General features: G+C 63.5%; 21 protein-coding genes. 10 read left to right on the top strand and 11 right to left on the bottom strand.

Features of this window, described 5'->3' with window-relative positions:
- Positions 1 to 2: 2 nt before the first annotated feature.
- Both CXQ80_RS00600 and CXQ80_RS00605 read left to right on the top strand, forming a co-directional pair.
- On the top strand, positions 3 to 668 hold the full coding sequence (locus tag CXQ80_RS00600) for a TetR/AcrR family transcriptional regulator (protein ID WP_101315435.1): 666 nt from the start codon (positions 3 to 5) through the stop codon (positions 666 to 668).
- 31 nt (positions 669 to 699) lie between these two features.
- Positions 700 to 1,554: a sulfurtransferase gene (locus tag CXQ80_RS00605; protein WP_101315437.1), complete on the top strand. Its 855-nt coding sequence runs from the start codon at positions 700 to 702 to the stop codon at positions 1,552 to 1,554.
- A 12-nt stretch (positions 1,555 to 1,566) separates the two neighbouring features.
- Here the strand turns inward: CXQ80_RS00605 and CXQ80_RS00610 are convergent, their stop codons facing one another.
- The 6 genes from CXQ80_RS00610 to CXQ80_RS00635 all read right to left on the bottom strand — a co-directional run bounded on the left by CXQ80_RS00610 (position 1,567) and on the right by CXQ80_RS00635 (position 8,861).
- Positions 1,567 to 2,559 (bottom strand): hydrolase, encoded by a 993-nt coding sequence (locus tag CXQ80_RS00610; protein WP_101315439.1) that lies wholly within the window; start codon positions 2,557 to 2,559, stop codon positions 1,567 to 1,569.
- A gap of 61 nt (positions 2,560 to 2,620) precedes the next feature.
- Positions 2,621 to 3,988 carry a pitrilysin family protein gene (locus CXQ80_RS00615; RefSeq protein WP_101315441.1) on the bottom strand — a complete coding sequence of 456 codons (1,368 nt, stop codon included), beginning with the start codon at positions 3,986 to 3,988 and terminating at the stop codon, positions 2,621 to 2,623.
- Positions 3,981 to 5,303 carry a pitrilysin family protein gene (locus tag CXQ80_RS00620; RefSeq protein WP_101315443.1) on the bottom strand — a complete coding sequence of 441 codons (1,323 nt, stop codon included), beginning with the start codon at positions 5,301 to 5,303 and terminating at the stop codon, positions 3,981 to 3,983. The genes CXQ80_RS00615 and CXQ80_RS00620 overlap by 8 nt, the downstream gene beginning before the upstream one ends.
- Positions 5,304 to 5,396: 93 nt before the next feature.
- A complete protein-coding gene (rsmD, locus tag CXQ80_RS00625) occupies positions 5,397 to 5,999 on the bottom strand; it encodes a 16S rRNA (guanine(966)-N(2))-methyltransferase RsmD (protein WP_101315445.1) in 603 nt (200 codons plus the stop codon).
- Complete coding sequence (locus tag CXQ80_RS00630) at positions 5,999 to 7,513, bottom strand: pitrilysin family protein (RefSeq protein ID WP_101315447.1); 1,515 nt, start codon at positions 7,511 to 7,513, stop codon at positions 5,999 to 6,001. The genes rsmD and CXQ80_RS00630 overlap by 1 nt, the downstream gene beginning before the upstream one ends.
- A complete protein-coding gene (locus CXQ80_RS00635) occupies positions 7,506 to 8,861 on the bottom strand; it encodes a pitrilysin family protein (RefSeq protein ID WP_101315449.1) in 1,356 nt (451 codons plus the stop codon). Before CXQ80_RS00635 ends, CXQ80_RS00630 begins: the two co-directional genes overlap by 8 nt.
- 232 nt (positions 8,862 to 9,093) lie before the next feature.
- Here CXQ80_RS00635 and ftsY point away from each other — a divergent pair, with 232 nt between their 5' ends.
- The 4 genes from ftsY to rpoH all read left to right on the top strand — a co-directional run bounded on the left by ftsY (position 9,094) and on the right by rpoH (position 13,287).
- Positions 9,094 to 10,638 (top strand): signal recognition particle-docking protein FtsY, encoded by a 1,545-nt coding sequence (gene ftsY / locus CXQ80_RS00640; protein WP_101315451.1) that lies wholly within the window; start codon positions 9,094 to 9,096, stop codon positions 10,636 to 10,638.
- Positions 10,635 to 11,306, top strand: coding sequence for a cell division ATP-binding protein FtsE (gene ftsE, locus CXQ80_RS00645; RefSeq protein WP_101315453.1), 672 nt, complete (start codon positions 10,635 to 10,637; stop codon positions 11,304 to 11,306). The genes ftsY and ftsE overlap by 4 nt, the downstream gene beginning before the upstream one ends.
- Entirely contained in the window at positions 11,303 to 12,328 is a 1,026-nt protein-coding gene (gene ftsX, locus CXQ80_RS00650) for a permease-like cell division protein FtsX (RefSeq protein ID WP_101315455.1), read from the top strand. Before ftsE ends, ftsX begins: the two co-directional genes overlap by 4 nt.
- Before the next feature lie 104 nt (positions 12,329 to 12,432).
- On the top strand, positions 12,433 to 13,287 hold the full coding sequence (rpoH, locus tag CXQ80_RS00655; RefSeq protein WP_101315457.1) for an RNA polymerase sigma factor RpoH: 855 nt from the start codon (positions 12,433 to 12,435) through the stop codon (positions 13,285 to 13,287).
- 79 nt (positions 13,288 to 13,366) lie between these two features.
- Here the strand turns inward: rpoH and mtgA are convergent, their stop codons facing one another.
- Positions 13,367 to 14,077: a monofunctional biosynthetic peptidoglycan transglycosylase gene (gene mtgA, locus CXQ80_RS00660; protein ID WP_101315459.1), complete on the bottom strand. Its 711-nt coding sequence runs from the start codon at positions 14,075 to 14,077 to the stop codon at positions 13,367 to 13,369.
- 65 nt (positions 14,078 to 14,142) lie between these two features.
- On the opposite strand from mtgA, the gene CXQ80_RS00665 reads away from it, so the two are divergent.
- The 4 genes from CXQ80_RS00665 (at position 14,143) to trmB (ending at position 16,393) form a co-directional block, all read left to right on the top strand.
- Positions 14,143 to 14,514 carry a DUF423 domain-containing protein gene (locus tag CXQ80_RS00665; protein ID WP_101315461.1) on the top strand — a complete coding sequence of 124 codons (372 nt, stop codon included), beginning with the start codon at positions 14,143 to 14,145 and terminating at the stop codon, positions 14,512 to 14,514.
- Between the two features lie 102 nt (positions 14,515 to 14,616).
- Positions 14,617 to 14,817: a sulfur carrier protein ThiS gene (thiS, locus tag CXQ80_RS00670; RefSeq protein ID WP_101315463.1), complete on the top strand. Its 201-nt coding sequence runs from the start codon at positions 14,617 to 14,619 to the stop codon at positions 14,815 to 14,817.
- Between the two features lie 49 nt (positions 14,818 to 14,866).
- Positions 14,867 to 15,661: a thiazole synthase gene (locus CXQ80_RS00675; protein ID WP_101315465.1), complete on the top strand. Its 795-nt coding sequence runs from the start codon at positions 14,867 to 14,869 to the stop codon at positions 15,659 to 15,661.
- 9 nt (positions 15,662 to 15,670) lie between these two features.
- Positions 15,671 to 16,393, top strand: coding sequence for a tRNA (guanosine(46)-N7)-methyltransferase TrmB (gene trmB / locus CXQ80_RS00680; protein ID WP_101315467.1), 723 nt, complete (start codon positions 15,671 to 15,673; stop codon positions 16,391 to 16,393).
- Positions 16,394 to 16,547: 154 nt separating this feature from the next.
- Here trmB and CXQ80_RS00685 read toward each other — a convergent pair whose 3' ends face one another.
- From CXQ80_RS00685 to CXQ80_RS00700, 4 genes are read right to left on the bottom strand one after another with little or no spacing between them, the layout of a single operon-like run.
- The gene (locus CXQ80_RS00685; RefSeq protein WP_101315469.1) at positions 16,548 to 16,874 is read right to left on the bottom strand and encodes a DUF3392 family protein; all 327 of its coding nucleotides are present in this window, start codon (positions 16,872 to 16,874) and stop codon (positions 16,548 to 16,550) included.
- 9 nt (positions 16,875 to 16,883) lie between these two features.
- A complete protein-coding gene (gene hemW / locus CXQ80_RS00690; protein WP_101315471.1) occupies positions 16,884 to 18,083 on the bottom strand; it encodes a radical SAM family heme chaperone HemW in 1,200 nt (399 codons plus the stop codon).
- Positions 18,080 to 18,676 carry an RdgB/HAM1 family non-canonical purine NTP pyrophosphatase gene (gene rdgB, locus CXQ80_RS00695; RefSeq protein WP_101315473.1) on the bottom strand — a complete coding sequence of 199 codons (597 nt, stop codon included), beginning with the start codon at positions 18,674 to 18,676 and terminating at the stop codon, positions 18,080 to 18,082. The genes hemW and rdgB overlap by 4 nt, the downstream gene beginning before the upstream one ends.
- The gene (locus CXQ80_RS00700; protein WP_101315475.1) at positions 18,673 to 19,107 is read right to left on the bottom strand and encodes a DUF4426 domain-containing protein; all 435 of its coding nucleotides are present in this window, start codon (positions 19,105 to 19,107) and stop codon (positions 18,673 to 18,675) included. The genes rdgB and CXQ80_RS00700 overlap by 4 nt, the downstream gene beginning before the upstream one ends.
- Positions 19,108 to 19,131: the final 24 nt, after the last annotated feature.

The following is a 19,131-nucleotide window of genomic DNA, read 5'->3' on the forward strand; positions in this document are numbered from 1 at the left end:
GCATGGCCCCACGCATCAATACCCGTGAGCGCATCGTGCAAAACAGCCTGGAGCTGTTCAACCAGCAGGGCGAGCGCAGCGTCAGCACCAACCACATCGCAGCGCACATGGAAATGTCGCCCGGCAACCTGTACTACCACTTCCCCAACAAGCAGGCGATCATCGCCGTGCTGTTCAGTCAGTACGAAGAGCTGGTCGACAGCTTTCTGCGCCCGCCCCAGGGCCGCGCGGCGACCGTCGAAGACAAACGCTTCTATCTCAAGGCACTGCTCGCGGCGATGTGGAACTACCGCTTTCTGCATCGCGACCTGGAGCACCTGCTTGAGAGCGATCTGGAGCTGGCGGCCCGCTATCGGCGCTTTTCCCAGCGCTGCCTGGTGCAGGGCCAGGCGATCTACCGCGGCTTTGTCGATGCAGGCATCCTCGCCATGGCGCCGGCGCAGATCGAGTCGCTGACCATCAATGCCTGGATCGTGCTGACTTCGTGGGTGCGCTTTCTCAGCACCACCCGCGAACATTCGGCGCATCTGGGTGAAGAAGCTTTCAAGCGCGGCGTCTATCAAGTACTGGTGCTGGAGCTGGGCTTCGTTACGGCCGATGCGCGCGCTGCCGTCGACGCCTTGTGCGATGAATTTCACATACCTCTCAACCAGGCCCTGGCGCACTGACGCCTTGCTGCCATTCGATCAGGAGATTGCCATGCCCCTCGCGCAGTTGATCACCCCACAGCAGTTGGCCGAGCGTCTGGACTCGCCTCGGCTGGTGATTCTGGACTGTCGTTTTGCTCTGGAGGACGTCGATTACGGCCAGCGCAGCTATGCCGAAGGGCATATCGCCGGCGCGCACTTTGCCGATCTTGAGCGCGACCTGAGTGGCAAGGTGGTCAGGGGACAGACCGGCCGGCATCCGTTGCCGGACCCGCAAAGGCTGATTGAGCGGCTGCGCGAGTGGGGAGTGGACAACGACAGCGAGGTGGTGCTGTATGACGACGGCCCTGGCGCCTTCGCCGCACGCGCCTGGTGGCTGCTGGTGTGGCTGGGCAAGCGCGACGGTGTGGCGATACTCGATGGCGGGCTCAAGGCCTGGCATGCCGCGCAACTGCCGCTGAGCCTGGATCCGCCACCCAAGCGCGAGGGCGGCTTCAGCGGTGAGGCCGATACGCAGCTATTGATCGATGCCGAGGAATTGCTGGCCGAGCTGGACAAACCTGAGCTGACCTTGCTCGACGCCCGCGGCTTGCCGCGTTTTCGTGGCGAAGTGGAGCCGATCGATCCGGTGGCAGGGCACATTCCCGGAGCCAGATGCGCGGCATTCACCGACAACCTAGGCGCCGATGGCCGTTTTCTGCCGGTCGAACAGCTCAAGCAGCGCTTTGCCGAGCAGTTGGCCGGGCGCGCGCCAGAGCAGCTGGTTGCCTACTGCGGCTCGGGGGTGACGGCGTGTCACAACCTGTTTGCCCTGGCGCTGGCCGGCTATCCGTTGGGCCGCTTGTATGCAGGTTCCTGGAGTGAGTGGATCAACGACCCGCAGCGCGGCGTGGCCACTGGCGACTGAGGCCGTGAGCGCTTAACCGCGCTCGGCCAGCCACTGCGGAATGCGCCGCTCAAGGTAATACCCCGGCTTGCGCAGGCTGCCTTCGACAAAGCCTACATGCCCGCCGCGGGCATGCAGTTCGAATTCGGTCTGCGCCGGCAGCTCTTCAGGCGTCGGCAGGCTATGGGTGAACACGAACGGGTCGTCGCTGGCGTGAATGATCAGGGTCGGTGTGCGGTTCTCGCCCAGGTAATAGCGGCTGGATGCTCGCCGATAGTAATCGTGCGCATCGGCAAAGCCGTGCAGCGGCGCGGTGACCTTGCCGTCGAAATCCCAGAACGTGCGCATTTTGCCCAGCGCGCCTAACTGCTCGATCTGGTCCAGCCCCTGCTGCTGGCCGGTGGCGCGAAAGTACTGCTGCTTGTGTTGCACGTAGGCCAGCATCTCGCGCATGAAGTGCGCTTGATAGATTTTCGAAAAACCCAACCCGATGCGGTCGGCGCATTGATCCAGGCGAAACGGCACCGATACCGCGACCGCTGCCTGCAACTGACTGGCGGCGCCGCTTTCACCCAGGTACTTGAGTAGCACGTTGCCGCCCAGTGAGTAACCGACCGCATACAACGGCGCCAGCGGCCGCTGCGCACGCAGGTGCTGGATGATTTCGGCAAGGTCTTCGCTGGCGCCGGAGTGATAGCTGCGCGCAAGCAGATTAGGCTCACCCGAACAGCCACGCCAGTTGACCGCAACACTGGCCCAGCCGAGCGCCTGCAAGGCATGCTGCAAACCCTTGACGTAGGGCGAGCTGGACGAGCCGGTGAGGCCATGCAGGACCACCACTAACGGCGTGTCGAGCTGATGCGGCCCATACCAGTCGAGGTCGATGAAGTCGCCATCGGTCAGCCAGAGCCGCTCGCGACTGCGGGCCAGCTCCGGCAATTTGCGCCAGAGCGGGCCCCACAAGGTTTGCAGGTGAGGGTTGGTCAGGCCGGTGGCCGGGCGGAATTGGGCAGTGTGGCTGGGCATGCTGGGGCGGCTCGTGATGTGCCTGCCTAGAGTGCCATGAAACGGCGCCGCTGTACCTGTGCTATCGGTCGCTGTGTGGCAGCGGCGGCAAGGGCTGCTGCGGTTGGTCCGAGCCCAGGCTGACGGTGACCATGCGACTCAGGTCGAGGTGCTCCTGCAGTGCCTGGCGTGCGCTGCGTGCGCTGACTGCGCTCAACTGCGCCTGGTAGGTGACCAGGTGATCGGCGGGCAGGCCCTGATGGCTGCCTTTGCTCAACAGCTCCACCAGCCCCCTGTTGGTTGCCACCGAGCGTACTAACTGGCCAGACAGCTGCCGACGGCATAGCTCCAGTTCGGCGTTGGTGGGGCCCTCATTTACCATCGCTTCGAGCATGCCCGCGACCAGTTCACGGCTCGCCTCGCGGTATTGCGGGGCGCAGTCCCAGCCGATGGCGAGCACGCCGCCGGCCTTGAGCGGGGATGGCCGGCAGCTGATGTGATAAGTCAATCCGCGACGTTGCCGCAGCTCCTGCATCAGGCGTGATTCGAATCCTGAGCCGAGGACGTCGGCGGCCAGAACCAGCGCCGGATAGTCTGCCTGCGACGGCCGCCCGCTCATGGGTACCGCAAGCAGGAGGGTGTTGTTTGCAGCAGGGGTTGGCACATGTGCGCTGGCGGCGCTGGTGGGCGAAACCGGCGGCAGCTCGGCAGCGGCCCAGCCTTGCGGCAGAGCCTCGGCGAGATGCTCGACCAGCGCCTCGGCTTGCGCCCGCGACAGATCGCCGACGATCGACACCTGCAGATTGTTGGCCGAGTAAGCGCGCTGATGGAAATCACGCAAATCCTGGGCGGTCAGAGCCTGAATGCCCTGCTCAGTGCTACCCAATGGGGTGGCATACGGGTGCCCAGCATACAAGCGGCTGAACAGTTCACTCTGGGCGCGGGTTGGCGCAGCGTTGTAGCGAGAGCTCTGGAATGCCCGTAGTTGCTGCTTGACCTTGACCAGTTGCTGTTCGTCGAAGGCGGGCCGTGCAAGCATCTCGGTAAACAGCGCCACGGCCTGCGCCAACACCACCTCGCTGCTCAGACAGCGCAGCGACAACGAGGCATGCTCCAAGCGGATCTGCGTGCTGAGGATCGCGCCCAATCGCTCTGTCTGTTCGGCAAATTGCTCGGCGTTCAAGCGCTCGGTGCCTTCATCGAGCATATACATCGTCAAGGCTGCCAGCCCGCTGTGTTCGGCATCCACGCTGGTGCCGGCATTGAACCGAACGATCAGGTCAACCATCGGCAATTGGCGCGCCTCGACGAACCGTACCTGGGTGCCATGGCTGGTCTGCCAGGCCTGTACCTCAGTGCGAACCTGTTCGAACTGGCTCAGGTCGATGCCTTCGGCTGAGGACAGGTTGGCGGTAACGGCGGTGGGTGCGATGCTTGTCGAATCAGTCATGGGTTTGCTCCTCTGGCATCATGTAGGTAATGCTCAGTCGATCCCGGGTCAGGTAGCTGAGGGCTGCGTGGCGCACAGCGTCTGCGCTGACCTGCTCGATGGCGTGCTGCTCACGGTCGAGAAACGCAGGGTCGACGCCGATTGCGGCATATCGCCCAATGGCGTCGGCCTGCTGGCTGATCATGTCTCGGCCGAACACCAGATTGGCCAGCAAGCGTGCCTTGGCGCGCTCAAGCTCCGCTTCGCTGGGCGCTGTCTGGGCCAGCACCTGCAGCTCGTCCAACACCACTTCGCCGGCTTGCTGCGGGGTGCCTTGCTGGGGGTTGTTGAACATGAAAAACGACATCAGGCTGTCGCCACGCATCAGGTGCCGGTACTCGGCGCGCATCGCCTGGATCAACTGCCTGCGATTGACAAGTTGCCGATACAGCCGCGAGCTGAGGCCATTGATCATCAGTTCCGGGATCAGGCGTAGTGCGCAGCTCTCTTGCTCATCGACTGCGGTTGCCTGGCTGGGAACGTTGAAGGTCATGATCAAACCCTCGCGCATCTGTGCCAAGGCCACGGTTTGGCTGCGCGGTTGCAATGCAATCGGCCCTGTTGGGCGCGTATTGGATGGCACCTGAGCGCCGACGACAGCGGCAAAGTGGCGCTCGACATACCGGCGCAGGCGCGCCAGATCGATATCGCCCACGACCACCAGTGTCGCGTTGGCGGGCTGATACCAGTTCTGGTACCAACGTCGTGCGGCTTGAGCGGTGAGGCGTTCAACGTCGGCCTGATGGCCGATGACCGGGGTCGCATACGGGCTGCTGCCGTGGGCCAGCAGCCTGTCCCGCTCCAGGGCGATGGCCAGTGGGCTCTGGTCGGTCTGCAGGCGTCGCTCTGCCAGCACGACCTGCACCTCGCGCTCAAAGGTCGACTGCTCGAAGCGCGCAGTGCCCATGGCATCGGCCATCGCTTCCAGTACGATCTCCAGGCGGCTGACAGGCAGCGTTACCGGGAAGCACGTAGCATCTTCGGAGGTGAAGGCATTGGGGTCGCCGCCCAGCAGGGTAAGCAGTTTGGAGTACTGCCCCGATGCCAGTTTGCTGCTGCCTTCGAACATCAGGTGTTCGAGCAGATGCGACAGGCCGGATTGGCCGGCCGGCTCATAGCTTGAGCCGACGTGGTACCACAGTTGCGCACTGACCAGCGGGGCGCGGTGGTCCTGGCGCAGATAGACCTGCAGGCCGTTGTCGAGTTTGAAGCTTTGCAGCGGCGGCTGCGTGAGCACCGTCTGGCTGGCTGACAAAGGGATTGCGGGCGAGGTCATGATTGAAGCGCTCCTGTTCGACGTTAGAACGAAGCAGCTTCAATCAAGCGGGTGACCCACCTGCGTTAATTAATTACGCAGGTGGGCGGGGCGTCAGCCGCGTTGCCACAGTGCGTAATGCACCTGGCCGGTCTTCTTCTCACGGTGCAGGCGCCAACTGGCAGGCATCTGCAGCGAAGACGGCGCTACTTCGCTTTCGGTGTAGATCCAGGCCCGCTCGCGCAGCCACTGGCGTTCTTCGAGCAGGCTGCAGGTGTTGGCCAGCAGGTCCTGATTGAACGGCGGATCGAGAAAGACCACGTCGAACTGCTTTTTCGCTTCGCCATCCAGATAACGCAGGGCGTCGGTCTGGAGGATCTGCCCGCGGGCGCAGCGCAGCAGCTCGAGGTTGTCCTTGAGGTTGCTGACCGCGGCGCCGTTGTTGTCCAGCGCCACGGCATTTTCGGCGCCGCGCGACAGGGCTTCGAGCACCAGCGCACCGCTGCCAGTGAAGGCGTCGAGCACCTGCGCGCCTTCGATGTAGGGCGCGAGCCAGTTGAACACGGTTTCGCGCACGCGATCAGGGGTAGGCCGCAGGCCCGGGCCGTCCGGCACCGGCAGGCGGCGGCTGCGCCACTCGCCAGCGATGATGCGCAGGTGACCCTGGCCTTGGCTCACGCCGGGCTTGGCGCGAGCGGGGGTGGATGGCTTGGCCATTAATGCTCCGGTACGCCAAGCGGCTGCTCGGCGGGTTTGTCAGTAGGCGGCGGCAGCGGTTGCTGCGCGACTTTCGGGCCGACCGTGACGATCACCAGTTTGTCCGCTGCCAGGTGCTTGTTCATGGCGGCCTTGACCTGCTCGACGGTGAGGCTCTGCGACTGCTGCATGAAGTCTTCGAGCCAGGTCAGAGGCAGGTTGTAGAAGCCGATTGCGCCCAGCTGGCCAACGATGCTGGCGTTGCTGGCATTGGACAGCGGGAAGCTGCCGGCCAGTTCGCGCTTGGCATCGTCCAGCTCTTGCTGGGTCGGGCCGCTCTTGAGGTAGTCGGCAAGGATATCCTGAACCAGCTTGAGTGTCCCTTCGCTGAGTTCGGCGCGGGTCTGCAGGTTGATCATGAACGGGCCGCGGACCTGCATCGGGCTGAACACCGAGTACACGCCGTAGGTCAGGCCGCGCTTCTCGCGCACCTCGCTCATCAGCCGCGTGCCAAAGGCGCCGCCACCAAGGATCTGGTTACCCAGAGACAGTGCTGGCCAGTCCTTGTCCTGGCGGTCGATACCCAGCTCGGCGAGCATCAGGTGGGTCTGCTTGGACGGGAAGTCGATGTGGGTCAGGCCCGCTTTCGGTTCGCTCGGCTCGCCCGGTTTGGCCAGCGCTGGGCCTTGCGGCAGCGCGGCGGAAACCTGCGCAGCAATCGCTTCGGCATCACTGCGGCTGAGGTCGCCAACCAGCGCGATCACGGCATTTTTCGAGGTATAGGCCTTGGCGTGGAACGCGCGCAGTTGCTCCAGAGTGATCGCCGGGATGCTCTGCGCAGTGCCGTCACTCGGCTGGGCATATGGGTGATCGCCATACAAGTTGGCGAACAGCGCCTTGCCGCCGATCTTGGCCGGGTTCTGCTTCTCGTACTCAAAACCGGCCAGCAGCTGGTTCTGGATGCGTTTGAGCGCGTCGGCGGGGAAGGTCGGCTTGCCGACCACTTCGGCAAACAGCTTCAGGGCCGGCTCGCGCTTGTCGCTGGCGCTGAGGCTGCGCAGGGTCGCTACCGCCATGTCGCGGTAGGAACCATTGCCGAAGTCGGCGCCCAGGCCTTCGAAGCCTTCAGCGATTGCAGTGACGTCCTTGCCGGCAACACCTTCGTTGAGCATGGCGTTGGTCAGCGTGGCCAGGCCAGCGACGTTACCGTCCTGGCTGCTGCCGGCGGCAAAGGTCACGCGCAGGTCGAACATCGGCAGTTCGCGGGCTTCAACGAACAGCACGCGGGCGCCTTCGGCGGTGTTCCAGCTCTGGATGTTCAGTTCACGCCGGCTCGGCGCCTTGCCGTCCAGTTCGGCCAGCGACTGCAGGGTATTGGCTGGTCTTGCGGCACTGCTGGCAGGCTTGGCATCGGTAGTGGTTGCGGTAGCGGCATCGGACTGCGCCGGGCGGGTCAGCATAATGGTGCCGGCGACTGCCAGGGCAACCGCGCCGAGACCGATCAGGGCGTAGCGTGGAAGGCGGCGATCACTCATGAGCGGACTCCTCGGGCAGTACATGGGCAACGCTCAGGCGTTCGCGGGTGAAATAGGTGCGGGCGGCGTCCTGGATGTCCTGCGGGGTCACTTGCTTGAGCTCGTCCAGTTCGCTGTCGATCAGCTTCCAGGACAGGCCGACGGTTTCCAGCTGGCCGATGGTGGTGGCCTGGCTGCTGATCGAGTCACGGTCATACACCAGCCCGGCGATGACCTGGGCGCGTACACGCTCGAGCTCTTCGGCGGTTGGCGGAGTGGTCTTGAGTTCGTCGAGCAGCTGCCAGATGCCTTTTTCGACATCAGCCAGGGTCTTGTGCTTTTGCACATTCGGCGTGGCCGAGATCAGGAACAGGCTGTCGCCGCGAGTAAACGCGTCGTAACCGGACGACGCGCCGGCGACCAGCTCCTGGCCGCGCTCCAGGCGTGCTGGCATGCGCGCGCTGTAGCCGCCGTCGAGCAGCGCCGAGATCAGCCGCAGGGCATGCACGGTGCGTGGCTCCTTGGCGGTGGCCAGGCCTGGCACGTTGAAGCCGTAGATCAGGCTCGGCAACTGCGTACGCACGTGCAGGGTCAACTGGCGCAGGCCGGGCTCGGCCAGCTCCAGCGGCAGCTTGGACGGCGGCACGGCGCGTTTCGGGATGGCGCCGAAGTACTTCTGCGCAAGGCCTTTGACTTCATCGACGGTAACGTCGCCGACCACCACCAGGGTGGCGTTGTTCGGCGCGTACCAGGACTCGTACCAGTGGCGCAGCTCCTCGACTTTCATCCGCTCCAGGTCCGCCATCCAGCCGATGGTTGGCGTGTGGTAGCCGCTGGCGGGGTAGGCCATGGCGCTGAACAGCTCGAATGCCTTGGCGTTGGGCTGATCGTCGGTGCGCAGGCGCCGTTCTTCCTTGATCACTTCGATTTCACGGCTGAATTCGTCGGCCGGCAGGCGCAGGCTGGCCAGGCGGTCGGCTTCGAGCTCGAACGCGACCGGCAGGCGATCGCGCGCCAGCACTTGGTAATAAGCGGTGTAGTCGTCGCTGGTAAAGGCGTTTTCTTCAGCGCCGAGGTCGCGCAGGATCCGCGAAGCTTCGCCCGGGCCGAGTTTGGCGCTGCCTTTGAACATCATGTGCTCGAGCGCATGGGACAACCCGGTCTGGCCCGGGGTCTCGTAGCTGGAGCCGACCTTGTACCAGATCTGCGAGACCACCACGGGGGCGCGGTGGTCCTCGCGCACGACCACTTTGAGGCCGTTGTCGAGGATGAATTCGTGGGTCGGTTGCGGATCGGCGGCAAGTGCTGCCAGGGGCAGGCAGAGCGTGCTGAGCAGCAGGCCAGCAGCGCGGCGGGCTAGAGCATTCATACGATGATTAACCTGTACGGCGGCCCGCTTCGGTTTAGCGTCAGCAGGCCAGGAGGTGCTAGGATACTGATCCGGTTGCCTGGCGACCATGCCTGTCGCCGTTCTGGCCCGCAGGACCCTACGACAAAACGTTACGCATGAACCAGCCGGATTCAAGATAGTCTGTTCTGCGTGATAGAGAATTCCAGATGCGCCACTAATGGCTCATCGCGACTTGAGATAGCCGTCCTCCATGTTTGGTTCCAACGACGACAAGAAAGCGCCGGCCGAGGCTGGTGAGAAAAAAGGCCTGTTCGGCTGGTTCCGCAAGAAACCACAGCAAGCTGTCGCCGAACAGCCGCAAACCCCTGAAACCCAGGTTGCAGAGCCTGTTGCACCCGTCGAGCAGGCTGCTCCGGTTGCGCCGGCGGCGCTGGCCGAGCCTGAGCCTGTGCTGCTTGAAGCGGCGCCGGTGATTGCGCCGCAGCCGGTTGTCGAGGCTGCGCCTGAACCTGAACGTGAGCCGCTTGCGCCAGCGCCCGTGGCTGAAACTGCACCGCCGGTCAGCAATCTGGTGCTGCCGGTGGCCGAGGAGCCGGTTGCGCTGGTGCCGGACCTTGAGCCAGTTGCGCCACCGGTCATTCCTGTGCGGCCGCTGGTCGAGCCGGTTGCGGTTGAAGTGGTTGCCGAGCCTGAATTGGTTGCTCAGGCTCCTGTACTCGAGCCAACGCCAGAACCAGAGCCACAAGCTCCGGTAGTTGCTGTCGCGCCAGTCGTCGAACCTGAGCCGGCTGTTGTCGCCGCCGCCGTTCTGCCTGCCGTCGTCGAGCCGGCCGCAGCCCCTGCCGTTGCCAGCGAACCTGCCAAGGCCGGGTTCTTCGCCCGCCTCAAGCAAGGCCTGTCCAAGACCAGCGCCAGCATCGGCGAAGGCATGGCCAGCCTGTTCCTGGGCAAGAAAATCATCGACGATGATCTGCTCGAAGAAATCGAAACCCGCTTGCTGACCGCCGACGTCGGCGTCGAAGCCACGTCGGTGATCGTGCAGAACCTGACGCAGAAGGTTGCGCGCAAGCAGCTGGCCGACGCCGACGCGCTGTACAAGTCGCTGCAGGACGAGCTGACCGCGCTGCTGCGCCCGGTCGAGCAGCCCTTGCACATCGACACCCAGCACAAACCCTACGTGATCCTCGTGGTTGGCGTGAACGGCGCTGGCAAAACCACCACTATCGGCAAGCTGGCCAAGAAGCTCCAGCTCGATGGCAAGAAGGTCATGCTGGCTGCCGGCGACACCTTCCGCGCCGCTGCGGTCGAGCAGTTGCAGGTCTGGGGTGAGCGTAACCAGATCCCGGTCATCGCCCAGCACACCGGCGCCGACTCGGCTTCGGTGATCTTCGATGCCGTACAGGCCGCCAAGGCTCGTGGCGCCGATGTGCTGATCGCCGACACTGCTGGCCGCCTGCACACCAAAGACAACCTGATGGAAGAGCTGAAGAAGGTCCGTCGGGTCATCGCCAAGCTGGATGCCGACGCACCCCACGAAGTGCTGCTGGTGCTGGATGCAGGCACCGGCCAGAACGCCATCAGCCAGGCCAAGTACTTCCACCAGAGCGTCGAGCTGACCGGCCTGGCCCTGACCAAGCTGGACGGCACCGCCAAAGGCGGGGTGATCTTCGCCCTGGCCAAGCAGTTCAAACTGCCGATCCGCTTTATCGGTGTGGGTGAAGGCATCGATGACCTGCGCACCTTCGAGGCCGAGCCGTTCGTCAAAGCCCTGTTCAATGAGCGGGAGCCTTCATGATTCGATTCGAACAGGTCGCCAAGCGCTACCCCAACGGCCACGTCGGCCTGCATGAGCTGAGTTTCCGCGCCCGTCGCGGCGAGTTCCTGTTCGTTACCGGCCACTCCGGCGCCGGCAAGAGCACCTTGCTGCGTCTGTTGCTGGCCATGGAGCGCCCGACCAGCGGCAAGCTGCTGCTGGCGGGGCAAGACCTCGGCCAGATCAGCAACGCGCAGATCCCGTTTCTGCGCCGGCAGATCGGCGTGGTGTTCCAGAATCACCAGCTGCTGTTCGACCGCACCGTGTTCAACAATATCGCCTTGCCGTTGCAGATTCTCGGGCTGTCCAAGCCGGAAATCGCCAAGCGCGTTGATTCGGCGCTGGAGCGCGTGGCACTGAGCGACAAGGGCGATTTGTTCCCGGCGGACCTGTCCACCGGCCAGCAACAACGCGTCGGTATTGCCCGTGCCATCGTTCACCAGCCGGCTTTGCTGCTGGCTGACGAGCCTACTGGCAACCTCGACCCGCGCCTGGCGGCCGAGATCATGGGCGTGTTCGAGGACATCAATCGCCTCGGCACCACCGTTCTGATTGCCAGTCACGACCTGGCACTGATCGCCCGCATGCGCCACCGCATGCTGACCCTGCAACGCGGCCGACTGATCGGCGATGGCGAGGCTGGCCAATGAGTACTACCCGCACCCCCAAGGTTTCCGAGCGTGTTGCGCCCAAGCCCGCTGATCCGCAACCAAGCAAGAAACGCGGCGGCAGCGACGACGACGGCCCGGACTTCCGCACCCTGTTCCACGCCTGGCTGGAAAGCCACCGCGCCAGCCTGCTCGACAGCCTGCGCCGGTTGGCCAAGCAGCCGATCGGCAGCTTCTTCACCTGCCTGGTGATGGCCGTGGCCCTGAGCATGCCCATGGGCCTGTCGCTGTTGCTGAAGAACGTCGAGCAACTAGGCGGCTCCTGGCAGCGCGCTGCGCAGATTTCGCTGTACCTCAAGCTCGATGCGGGCAGCAGGGAAGGCGAAGCGCTGCGAGATGAAATCAAAGGCATGTCTGGCGTAGCAGATGCCCAGTTCGTCAGCCGCGAAGAGGCTCTGGAAGAGTTCCAGCAGCAGTCGGGCCTCGGCCAGGCGCTGCGCGAGTTGCCGGACAACCCCTTGCCGGGGGTGGTCGTAGTGACCCCGACCGAAGTCGACAAGCCGGCCCTGGAAGCCTTGCGCCAGCGCCTGGCTGAGCTTCCACGGGTGGATGTGGCGCAGCTGGACCTGGTCTGGGTCGAGCGGTTGGCGGCGATCCTCAAGCTGGGCGATCGTTTCGTCTTTGGCCTGGCCGTGATGCTGGTTTCAGCTTTGTTGTTAGTAATCGGTAACACAATTCGTCTACATATCGAGAACCGCCGCGTCGAGATCGAAGTGATCAAGCTGGTCGGTGGTACCGACAGCTACGTACGCCGGCCGTTTCTGTATATGGGCGCGCTGTATGGGCTGGGCGCCGGGCTGCTGGCCTGGGCGATTCTGGCGTTTGGCCTGAACTGGCTCAACGACGCGGTAATCGGCTTGTCCGGCCTGTATGGCAGTGACTTTGCGCTGGCCGGTGTGCCGGCTGCCGACGGTCTGTCACTCTTGATTGGTGCGGTGTTGTTAGGGTATATCGGTGCATGGATTGCGGTGGCTCGCCACTTGAATGAGCTGGCCCCACGATAATGTTTTTGCGCCATCATTGACGTAAACGGGAACTTGCACGACAGTTTCCGGTCATTTATGGCAGTGCTCACAAGGCACGAATCCAGTGAGTCGGAGGTTCTTGAATGACCACTTCGTTGCAACCTGCCTATGCGTTGGTCCCCGGTGCAAACCTGGAAGCCTACGTACATACGGTGAACAGCATTCCCCTGCTGACGCCCGAGCAGGAGCGTGAACTGGGCGAACGTCTTTTTTACGAGCAGGATGTTGAGGCTGCTCGGCAAATGGTTATGGCCCACCTGCGCTTCGTCGTGCACATCGCACGCAGCTATGCGGGGTATGGGCTGGCGCAAGCTGACCTGATCCAGGAAGGTAACGTCGGCCTGATGAAGGCTGTCAAACGCTTCAACCCGGAAATGGGCGTACGTCTGGTGTCCTTCGCGGTGCACTGGATCAAGGCCGAGATCCATGAGTTCATCCTGCGCAACTGGCGCATCGTCAAGGTCGCGACCACCAAGGCCCAGCGCAAGCTGTTCTTCAACCTGCGCAGCCAGAAGAAGCGTCTGGCCTGGCTGAACAACGATGAAGTGCATCGTGTCGCCGAAAGCCTGGGCGTCGAGCCGCGTGAAGTGCGCGAGATGGAAAGCCGCCTGAGCGGCCATGACATGGCCTTCGATCCTGCTGCTGAAGCGGACGACGACAGCGCGTTCCAATCGCCGGCGCATTACCTTGAAGATCACCGCTACGATCCGGCGATGCAGCTCGAGGACGCTGACTGGAGCGATAACTCCACCAGCAATCTGCACCAGGCCCTGAGCGGGCTGGATGATCGCAGCCGCGACATTCTCTATCAGCGCTGGCTGGCTGAAGAGAAGGCCACATTGCATGAGCTGGCCGAGAAGTACAGCGTATCGGCTGAGCGTATTCGCCAGCTCGAGAAGAATGCGATGAACAAGGTCAAGGCACTGATCGCAGCCTGATCGTCGCAGCAATGAAAAAACCGCCTGGCCCTGATGGGGCAGGCGGTTTTTTTGTCGCTGCTGAACGCCAGCGGCTAATTCAATGGCTGCGGCCTGCCTCAAGCTGCTGCAGGTAGTCGGCGCCGCCCAGCTGGCTCATCTGCCGGCGAATCCAGCCTGCGCGGCTGGCAACATAGGTGCTCGGCCGGCCGGCATTCCACTTCAGCGGGCTGGGCAGCACTGCAGCCAGTTGCGCGGCCTGCTGGCGCGTCAGGCGGCTGGCATCGACGCCAAAGTGGTAGCGCGCTGCGGCCTGGGCGCCAAATACCCCAGGGCCCCATTCGACGCTGTTCAGGTAAACCTCAAGGATCCGCTCCTTGGACCAGAACAGCTCGATCAACGCCGTGAACCAGGCTTCCAGGCCTTTGCGAAACCAGCTGCGGCCCGACCACAGGAACAGGTTCTTGGCTACCTGCTGGGTCAAGGTGCTCGCTCCACGAATATTGCCGCCGCGCTCGTTATGGGCAAACGCTGCCTGAATCGCCGGGATGTCAAAGCCCCAGTGGCTGGCAAATTTCTGGTCTTCACCGGCGATCACTGCAATCTTGAGGTCATCGGATATGCCCTGCCACGGCTGCCAGTCGCGCTGCAGGTCGATCGGCTCGCCACTGAACCACGACTGCACCTTGCGCTCGACCATCAGCGCGGTGCCCGGTGGCGGCACCCAGCGCAGGACCAGAACCAGCACGATACTGCCGGCGGCAAACCAGAGGAGGGCGCGTACGCAGCGACGGATCAGGGATGACAGCATGGCTATGGCTTGGCCGGACCGATGGAACCGGCCATTATACAGACCCCTCTCGAGGAGTCCTCCCCATGCTTCGAAGCTTCCTCATGCTGGCCGCGTTTTTTGCCTTCACCGGTGTCGCCCTCGGTGCGTTTGCCGCACACGGCCTGAAAAACCGCCTGACTGCCGACTACCTGGCGATCTTTCATACCGGTGTGACCTATCAGCTGGTGCATGCCCTGGCGCTGTTTGGCGTTGCCCTGCTGGCTGCGCATCTGCCAGGGCGGCTGGTCGGCTGGGCCGGTTGTCTGTTCGCCGTGGGCATCGTGCTGTTCTCCGGTAGCCTTTACCTGCTGACCCTGACCGGCGTGAGCAAGCTGGGCATGATCACCCCCATCGGCGGCCTGTGCTTCCTTGCCGGCTGGCTGTGCCTGGGCCTGGCGGCGTGGCGGCTGGGCTGACCGGCTGGTCCACAATCGCGACTAATGGCGGCTGTCGCCCTTGGGTTCAGAGGTTGATCGGGGCTAGAATGCGGGCCCCAAAGAACAACGGTGGCCGTGTGCATGCGCATTCAATTGAACGGTGAACCCTACGAAGTGCCTGCCGGTGAGAGCGTTGCCGGCTTGCTCGCGCGGCTGGAGCTGACTGGGCGCCGGGTGGCTGTCGAGCTCAATCTCGATATCGTGCCGCGCAGCCAGCACGACAGCACGCTGCTGAACGAAGGTGATCAGCTCGAAGTGGTGCACGCCATCGGCGGCGGCTAGTCGCCTGACGTTCACCTGCAAGTCCCGCAACCTTTCCAGAGGAACAACGATGAGCAATGTTCGTAGCGACAAGCCCTTCATCCTGGCCGGGCGCACGTTCCAGTCGCGCCTGCTGGTTGGCACCGGCAAGTACCGTGACATGGAAGAAACCCGCCTGGCCATCGAAGCCTCGGGTGCCGAGATCGTCACAGTCGCCGTGCGCCGCACCAACCTGGGCCAGATCCCGGGCGAGCCGAACCTGCTCGACGTGCTGCCACCCGACCGCTACACCATCCTGCCCAACACCGCTGGCTGCTACGACGCAATCGAAGCCGTGCGTACCTGCCGCCTGGCCCGGGAGCTGCTCGATGGCCACAACCTGGTCAAGCTGGAAGTGCTCGCCGACCAGAAGACCCTGTTCCCCAATGTGATCGAAACCCTCAAGGCCGCCGAAGTGCTGGTCAAGGAAGGTTTCGACGTGATGGTCTACACCAGTGATGACCCAATCATCGCGCGTCAGCTGGCAGAGATCGGCTGCATCGCGGTGATGCCGCTGGCGGGCCTGATCGGTACCGGCCTGGGCATTTGCAACCCGTACAACCTGCAGATCATCCTTGAAGAATCCAAGGTGCCGGTGCTGGTCGATGCCGGCGTCGGTACCGCTTCCGATGCCACCATCGCCATGGAAATGGGCTGCGAGGCGGTGCTGATGAACTCGGCCATCGCCCACGCCCAGCAACCGGTGCTGATGGCCGAAGCCATGAAATACGCTATCAATGCGGGTCGTCTGGCTTATCTGGCCGGGCGTATGCCGAAAAAACTGTATGCCAGCGCCTCGTCGCCGCTGGATGGTCTGATCAAGTAAGAGTTTCTGATGACTGAATCGCAAGATACGCCGATCCCCGCTGACGGCGAAGAGCGCCCGCACCGCCGCATCAAGAGTTTCGTGATGCGCGCCGGGCGCATGACCGAAGGCCAGCAACGTGGTCTTGATCAGGGCGCGCCCCTGTTCGTGCTGCCGCTGGCCGACAGCCCGGTCGATTACGACCAGGTATTCGGCCGCTCGGCGCCGCGTACCCTGGAAATCGGCTTCGGCATGGGGCACTCGCTGCTGGAGATGGCTGCTGCCGCACCAGAGCAGGACTTCATCGGCGTCGAAGTCCACCGCCCGGGTGTTGGCGCGCTGCTCAATGGCGTGCTGACCCAGGGGCTGCAGAACCTGCGGGTGTACGACTGCGATGCGATCGAAGTGCTCAACCGCTGTGTCGCGGATAACAGCCTTGATCGCTTGATGCTGTTCTTCCCTGACCCGTGGCACAAGGCTCGTCACCACAAGCGCCGTATCGTCCAGCTGGAGTTCGCCGAACTGGTGCGCAGCAAGCTCAAGCCGGGTGGCGTTTTCCATATGGCCACCGACTGGGAGCCGTATGCCGAGTACATGCTGGAAGTGATGAGCGCCGCGCCGGGCTATCGCAACCAGGCCGAGGATGGCACCTATGTACCGCGCCCCACAGAGCGGCCGATCACCAAGTTCGAACGCCGTGGCGAACGACTTGGGCATGGCGTCTGGGATTTGAAGTTCGAGAAGGTTGACTGATACCGGCGTTGGCTGGATTGGGGGCGCTGTGCGCCCCTTTCGCGACACGAGGCCGCTCCTACATCGACCGCGTGCTCTGGACATTGCGCGCCCCTGTAGGAGCGGCCTTGTGTCGCGAAAGAGGCGCAAAGCGCCCCAACACACGGTCTACACGTCAACCACGACGATCAGCCACCACACCGATCAACACCAGCACCACCAGCAGTACCGGCGCCAGTGCGTAGTTGTTGAACTGGCTGAGCCCCTTGATCACCCACGGCGTGGCATAGATCAACGCCGCACCGCTGCCCACCATCACCAGCAAGGCCATGAATGGTATGCGCAACGCGCCGGCCAGGCCGCCCAGGCGCTGGTCTACCCAACCCTTGATATCCGTGCCGAACAGCACCAGCAGGCAGCCTACCAGCGCCAGCGAGATCTCCGACAGGTTGCTGCGGCTCCAGCGCGACACGGTCGCAAGCAGGTCAAGTACCAGGTCCATGGGTCATCCTTAGGTCAAGAAATACTGCAGCAGGTCATTGAGGAACAACTGGCCGCGCGGTGTTGCAGCCAGCCGATCCGGTTCGACCTGCAAAAGCCCCTTTTGTTCGGCCAGGCGCCGGGCTTCGGCCAGCTGCGCCAGCGGCAGACCGGTGCGGCGGTGGAACAACTCAGCCTCGACCCCATCCGTCAGGCGCAGCGCATTCATCAAAAACTCGAACGGCAGCTCATCCACTGGCAGCAGCTTCTCCCCAGCCTTGTACGGCTTGGCCGGGTTCAGGTAGTCCTTCGGTAGACGCGTCTTCCAGGTGCGCAGGATGCGCCCGTCGGCGAACGACAGCTTGCCGTGGGCGCCGGCGCCGATGCCGATGAAGTCGCCGAAGCGCCAGTAATTGAGGTTGTGCCGTGCGGCGCGATCGGCCTGGGCATAGGCCGACACTTCGTACTGATGGAAACCATTGTTGGCCAGCAGCAACTGCCCGGCTTCCTGGATATCCCAGAGGATGTCGTCTTCAGGCAGCTCGGGCGGCTGGTTCCAGAACACCGTGTTCGGCTCGACGGTAAGCTGATACCAGGACAGGTGCGTCGGGCCCAGGTCGATTGCCTGCTGCAGGTCGCCCAAGGCGTCCTCCAGCGACTGATCGGGCAGGCCGTGCATCAGGTCCATGTTGAAGTTGTCAAAACCTGCTGCGCGCGCCATGTCGGCTGCGCGGATCGCCTCGTCGCCGTTATGAATGCGGCCAAGCTTCTCCAGCTTGGCCGGTTGGAAGCTCTGCACGCCGATCGACAGGCGATTGATACCGGTCTGCCGGTAAGCCTTGAACTTGTCTTGCTCGAAGGTACCCGGGTTGGCCTCGAGGGTTATCTCGATATCGGCGGCAAACGCAATGCGCTGTTCAACCCCCCGCAGCAGGCGGTCCAGCGCAGCGGCGCTGAACAGGCTTGGCGTGCCACCGCCAAAGAAGATCGTGCTGATGGTGCGGCCCTGCACGGCAGGCAGCTCTTGTTCAAGGTCTGCCAGCAAGGCGTCGACGTAGGCTTCTTCAGGCAGATCAGGGCCGGCCTGGTGCGAGTTGAAGTCGCAGTAGGGGCACTTGCGCACGCACCAGGGGATATGGATGTACAGCGACAGCGGGGGCAGCTCCGGCAATGCCAGGCGCGCGCCAGAGGCCCGCGGATGGAGCAGCTGGATCGACGGCTTGTCGGTCATGCCAGGCCCAGACGCTGACGCAGCAGGGCCATGGCGCGGGCGCGGTGGCTGAGCTGGTTCTTCTCCAGCGGCGCGAGCTCTGCGCTCGAGCAGTTGCGCTCGGGCACCCAGAACAGCGGATCGTAGCCAAAGCCATGCTCGCCACTGGCAGCACGCAGGATGCTGCCGTGCCAGAGGCCTTCGCAGAGGATCGGCAGTGGGTCATCGGCATGCCGTACCAACGCCAGCACACAGACGAACTGCGCACCACGTTGCTCATCCGGCACGTCTTTCAGCGCGTCGAGCAGCTTGGCGTTGTTGGCGGCATCGCCCTTGCCATCGGCATAGCGTGCCGAGTAGATGCCCGGCGCGCCGCCGAGAAAGTCCACGGCCAGGCCCGAGTCATCGGCCAGTGCCGGCAAGCCGGAAATGCGCGCCGCGTTGCGGGCCTTGAGAATGGCGTTTTCGACGAATGACAGGCCGGTTTCTTCCGGCTCGACCTGGCTGAATTCGCCGATCGAACGTAGGTGCACCGACTCGCCAAGCATGGCCTGGAGTTCTTTGAGCTTGCCAGCGTTATGGCTGGCCAATACGAGTTGCTGAAGATTGATCATTCGCCTGGGAACACTTCCTGGTTGAAGCTGAAAGAATGGCTGGCGCCGCCGCTGGCAACCGTGAGTTCGAAGATCAGCGTCTGCGCCTGCTCGATTGGGAACTGGGCGAGGTAGCTGACGCCACTAGGGTCGCCGACCTGGCGGAACGTAAGCGCGCTGCTGCGCCCGGTGAGGTCCTTGACGCTGCCGCTGACCATGGCCATGTCCGGCTTGCCGCCCTTGAGCACCGACACGGTCAGCACGCCCTGGTTCTTGCTGCGGATCAGGCCATTGGCAGTGGCAATCGCCGGCTGCAGCATGCTCGAAGTGAAGGCGCTGTAATGCACGGTGACATCCCCGAATACTTCCTTGCGCTGGGCCTTGGCCGCATCGGCAGCCAGCACCGGTTGGGCCATGCACAGGCCGAGCAGTAATACAGCGAGTCGACGCATCGGGCGAATCCTCCAAGCGGTACG

Origin of the sequence: Pseudomonas sp. 02C 26 (assembly GCF_002843585.1) — a bacterium.
Classification (GTDB): domain Bacteria; phylum Pseudomonadota; class Gammaproteobacteria; order Pseudomonadales; family Pseudomonadaceae; genus Aquipseudomonas; species Aquipseudomonas shirazensis.

Excerpts from the sequence above, each read along its gene's own strand:
- ftsE (WP_101315453.1), top strand. The coding sequence starts at position 10,635 with ATGATTCGATTCGAACAGGTCGCCAAGCGCTACCCCAACGGCCACGTC.
- rpoH (WP_101315457.1), top strand. The coding sequence starts at position 12,433 with ATGACCACTTCGTTGCAACCTGCCTATGCGTTGGTCCCCGGTGCAAAC.
- CXQ80_RS00665 (WP_101315461.1), top strand. The coding sequence starts at position 14,143 with ATGCTTCGAAGCTTCCTCATGCTGGCCGCGTTTTTTGCCTTCACCGGT.
- ftsX (WP_101315455.1), top strand. The coding sequence starts at position 11,303 with ATGAGTACTACCCGCACCCCCAAGGTTTCCGAGCGTGTTGCGCCCAAG.
- CXQ80_RS00675 (WP_101315465.1), top strand. The coding sequence starts at position 14,867 with ATGAGCAATGTTCGTAGCGACAAGCCCTTCATCCTGGCCGGGCGCACG.
- CXQ80_RS00685 (WP_101315469.1), bottom strand. The coding sequence starts at position 16,874 with ATGGACCTGGTACTTGACCTGCTTGCGACCGTGTCGCGCTGGAGCCGC.
- rdgB (WP_101315473.1), bottom strand. The coding sequence starts at position 18,676 with ATGATCAATCTTCAGCAACTCGTATTGGCCAGCCATAACGCTGGCAAG.
- CXQ80_RS00600 (WP_101315435.1), top strand. The coding sequence starts at position 3 with ATGGCCCCACGCATCAATACCCGTGAGCGCATCGTGCAAAACAGCCTG.
- CXQ80_RS00610 (WP_101315439.1), bottom strand. The coding sequence starts at position 2,559 with ATGCCCAGCCACACTGCCCAATTCCGCCCGGCCACCGGCCTGACCAAC.
- CXQ80_RS00615 (WP_101315441.1), bottom strand. The coding sequence starts at position 3,988 with ATGACTGATTCGACAAGCATCGCACCCACCGCCGTTACCGCCAACCTG.
- thiS (WP_101315463.1), top strand. The coding sequence starts at position 14,617 with ATGCGCATTCAATTGAACGGTGAACCCTACGAAGTGCCTGCCGGTGAG.
- CXQ80_RS00630 (WP_101315447.1), bottom strand. The coding sequence starts at position 7,513 with ATGAGTGATCGCCGCCTTCCACGCTACGCCCTGATCGGTCTCGGCGCG.
- mtgA (WP_101315459.1), bottom strand. The coding sequence starts at position 14,077 with ATGCTGTCATCCCTGATCCGTCGCTGCGTACGCGCCCTCCTCTGGTTT.
- CXQ80_RS00620 (WP_101315443.1), bottom strand. The coding sequence starts at position 5,303 with ATGACCTCGCCCGCAATCCCTTTGTCAGCCAGCCAGACGGTGCTCACG.
- trmB (WP_101315467.1), top strand. The coding sequence starts at position 15,671 with ATGACTGAATCGCAAGATACGCCGATCCCCGCTGACGGCGAAGAGCGC.
- hemW (WP_101315471.1), bottom strand. The coding sequence starts at position 18,083 with ATGACCGACAAGCCGTCGATCCAGCTGCTCCATCCGCGGGCCTCTGGC.
- ftsY (WP_101315451.1), top strand. The coding sequence starts at position 9,094 with ATGTTTGGTTCCAACGACGACAAGAAAGCGCCGGCCGAGGCTGGTGAG.
- CXQ80_RS00700 (WP_101315475.1), bottom strand. The coding sequence starts at position 19,107 with ATGCGTCGACTCGCTGTATTACTGCTCGGCCTGTGCATGGCCCAACCG.
- CXQ80_RS00605 (WP_101315437.1), top strand. The coding sequence starts at position 700 with ATGCCCCTCGCGCAGTTGATCACCCCACAGCAGTTGGCCGAGCGTCTG.
- rsmD (WP_101315445.1), bottom strand. The coding sequence starts at position 5,999 with ATGGCCAAGCCATCCACCCCCGCTCGCGCCAAGCCCGGCGTGAGCCAA.
- CXQ80_RS00635 (WP_101315449.1), bottom strand. The coding sequence starts at position 8,861 with ATGAATGCTCTAGCCCGCCGCGCTGCTGGCCTGCTGCTCAGCACGCTC.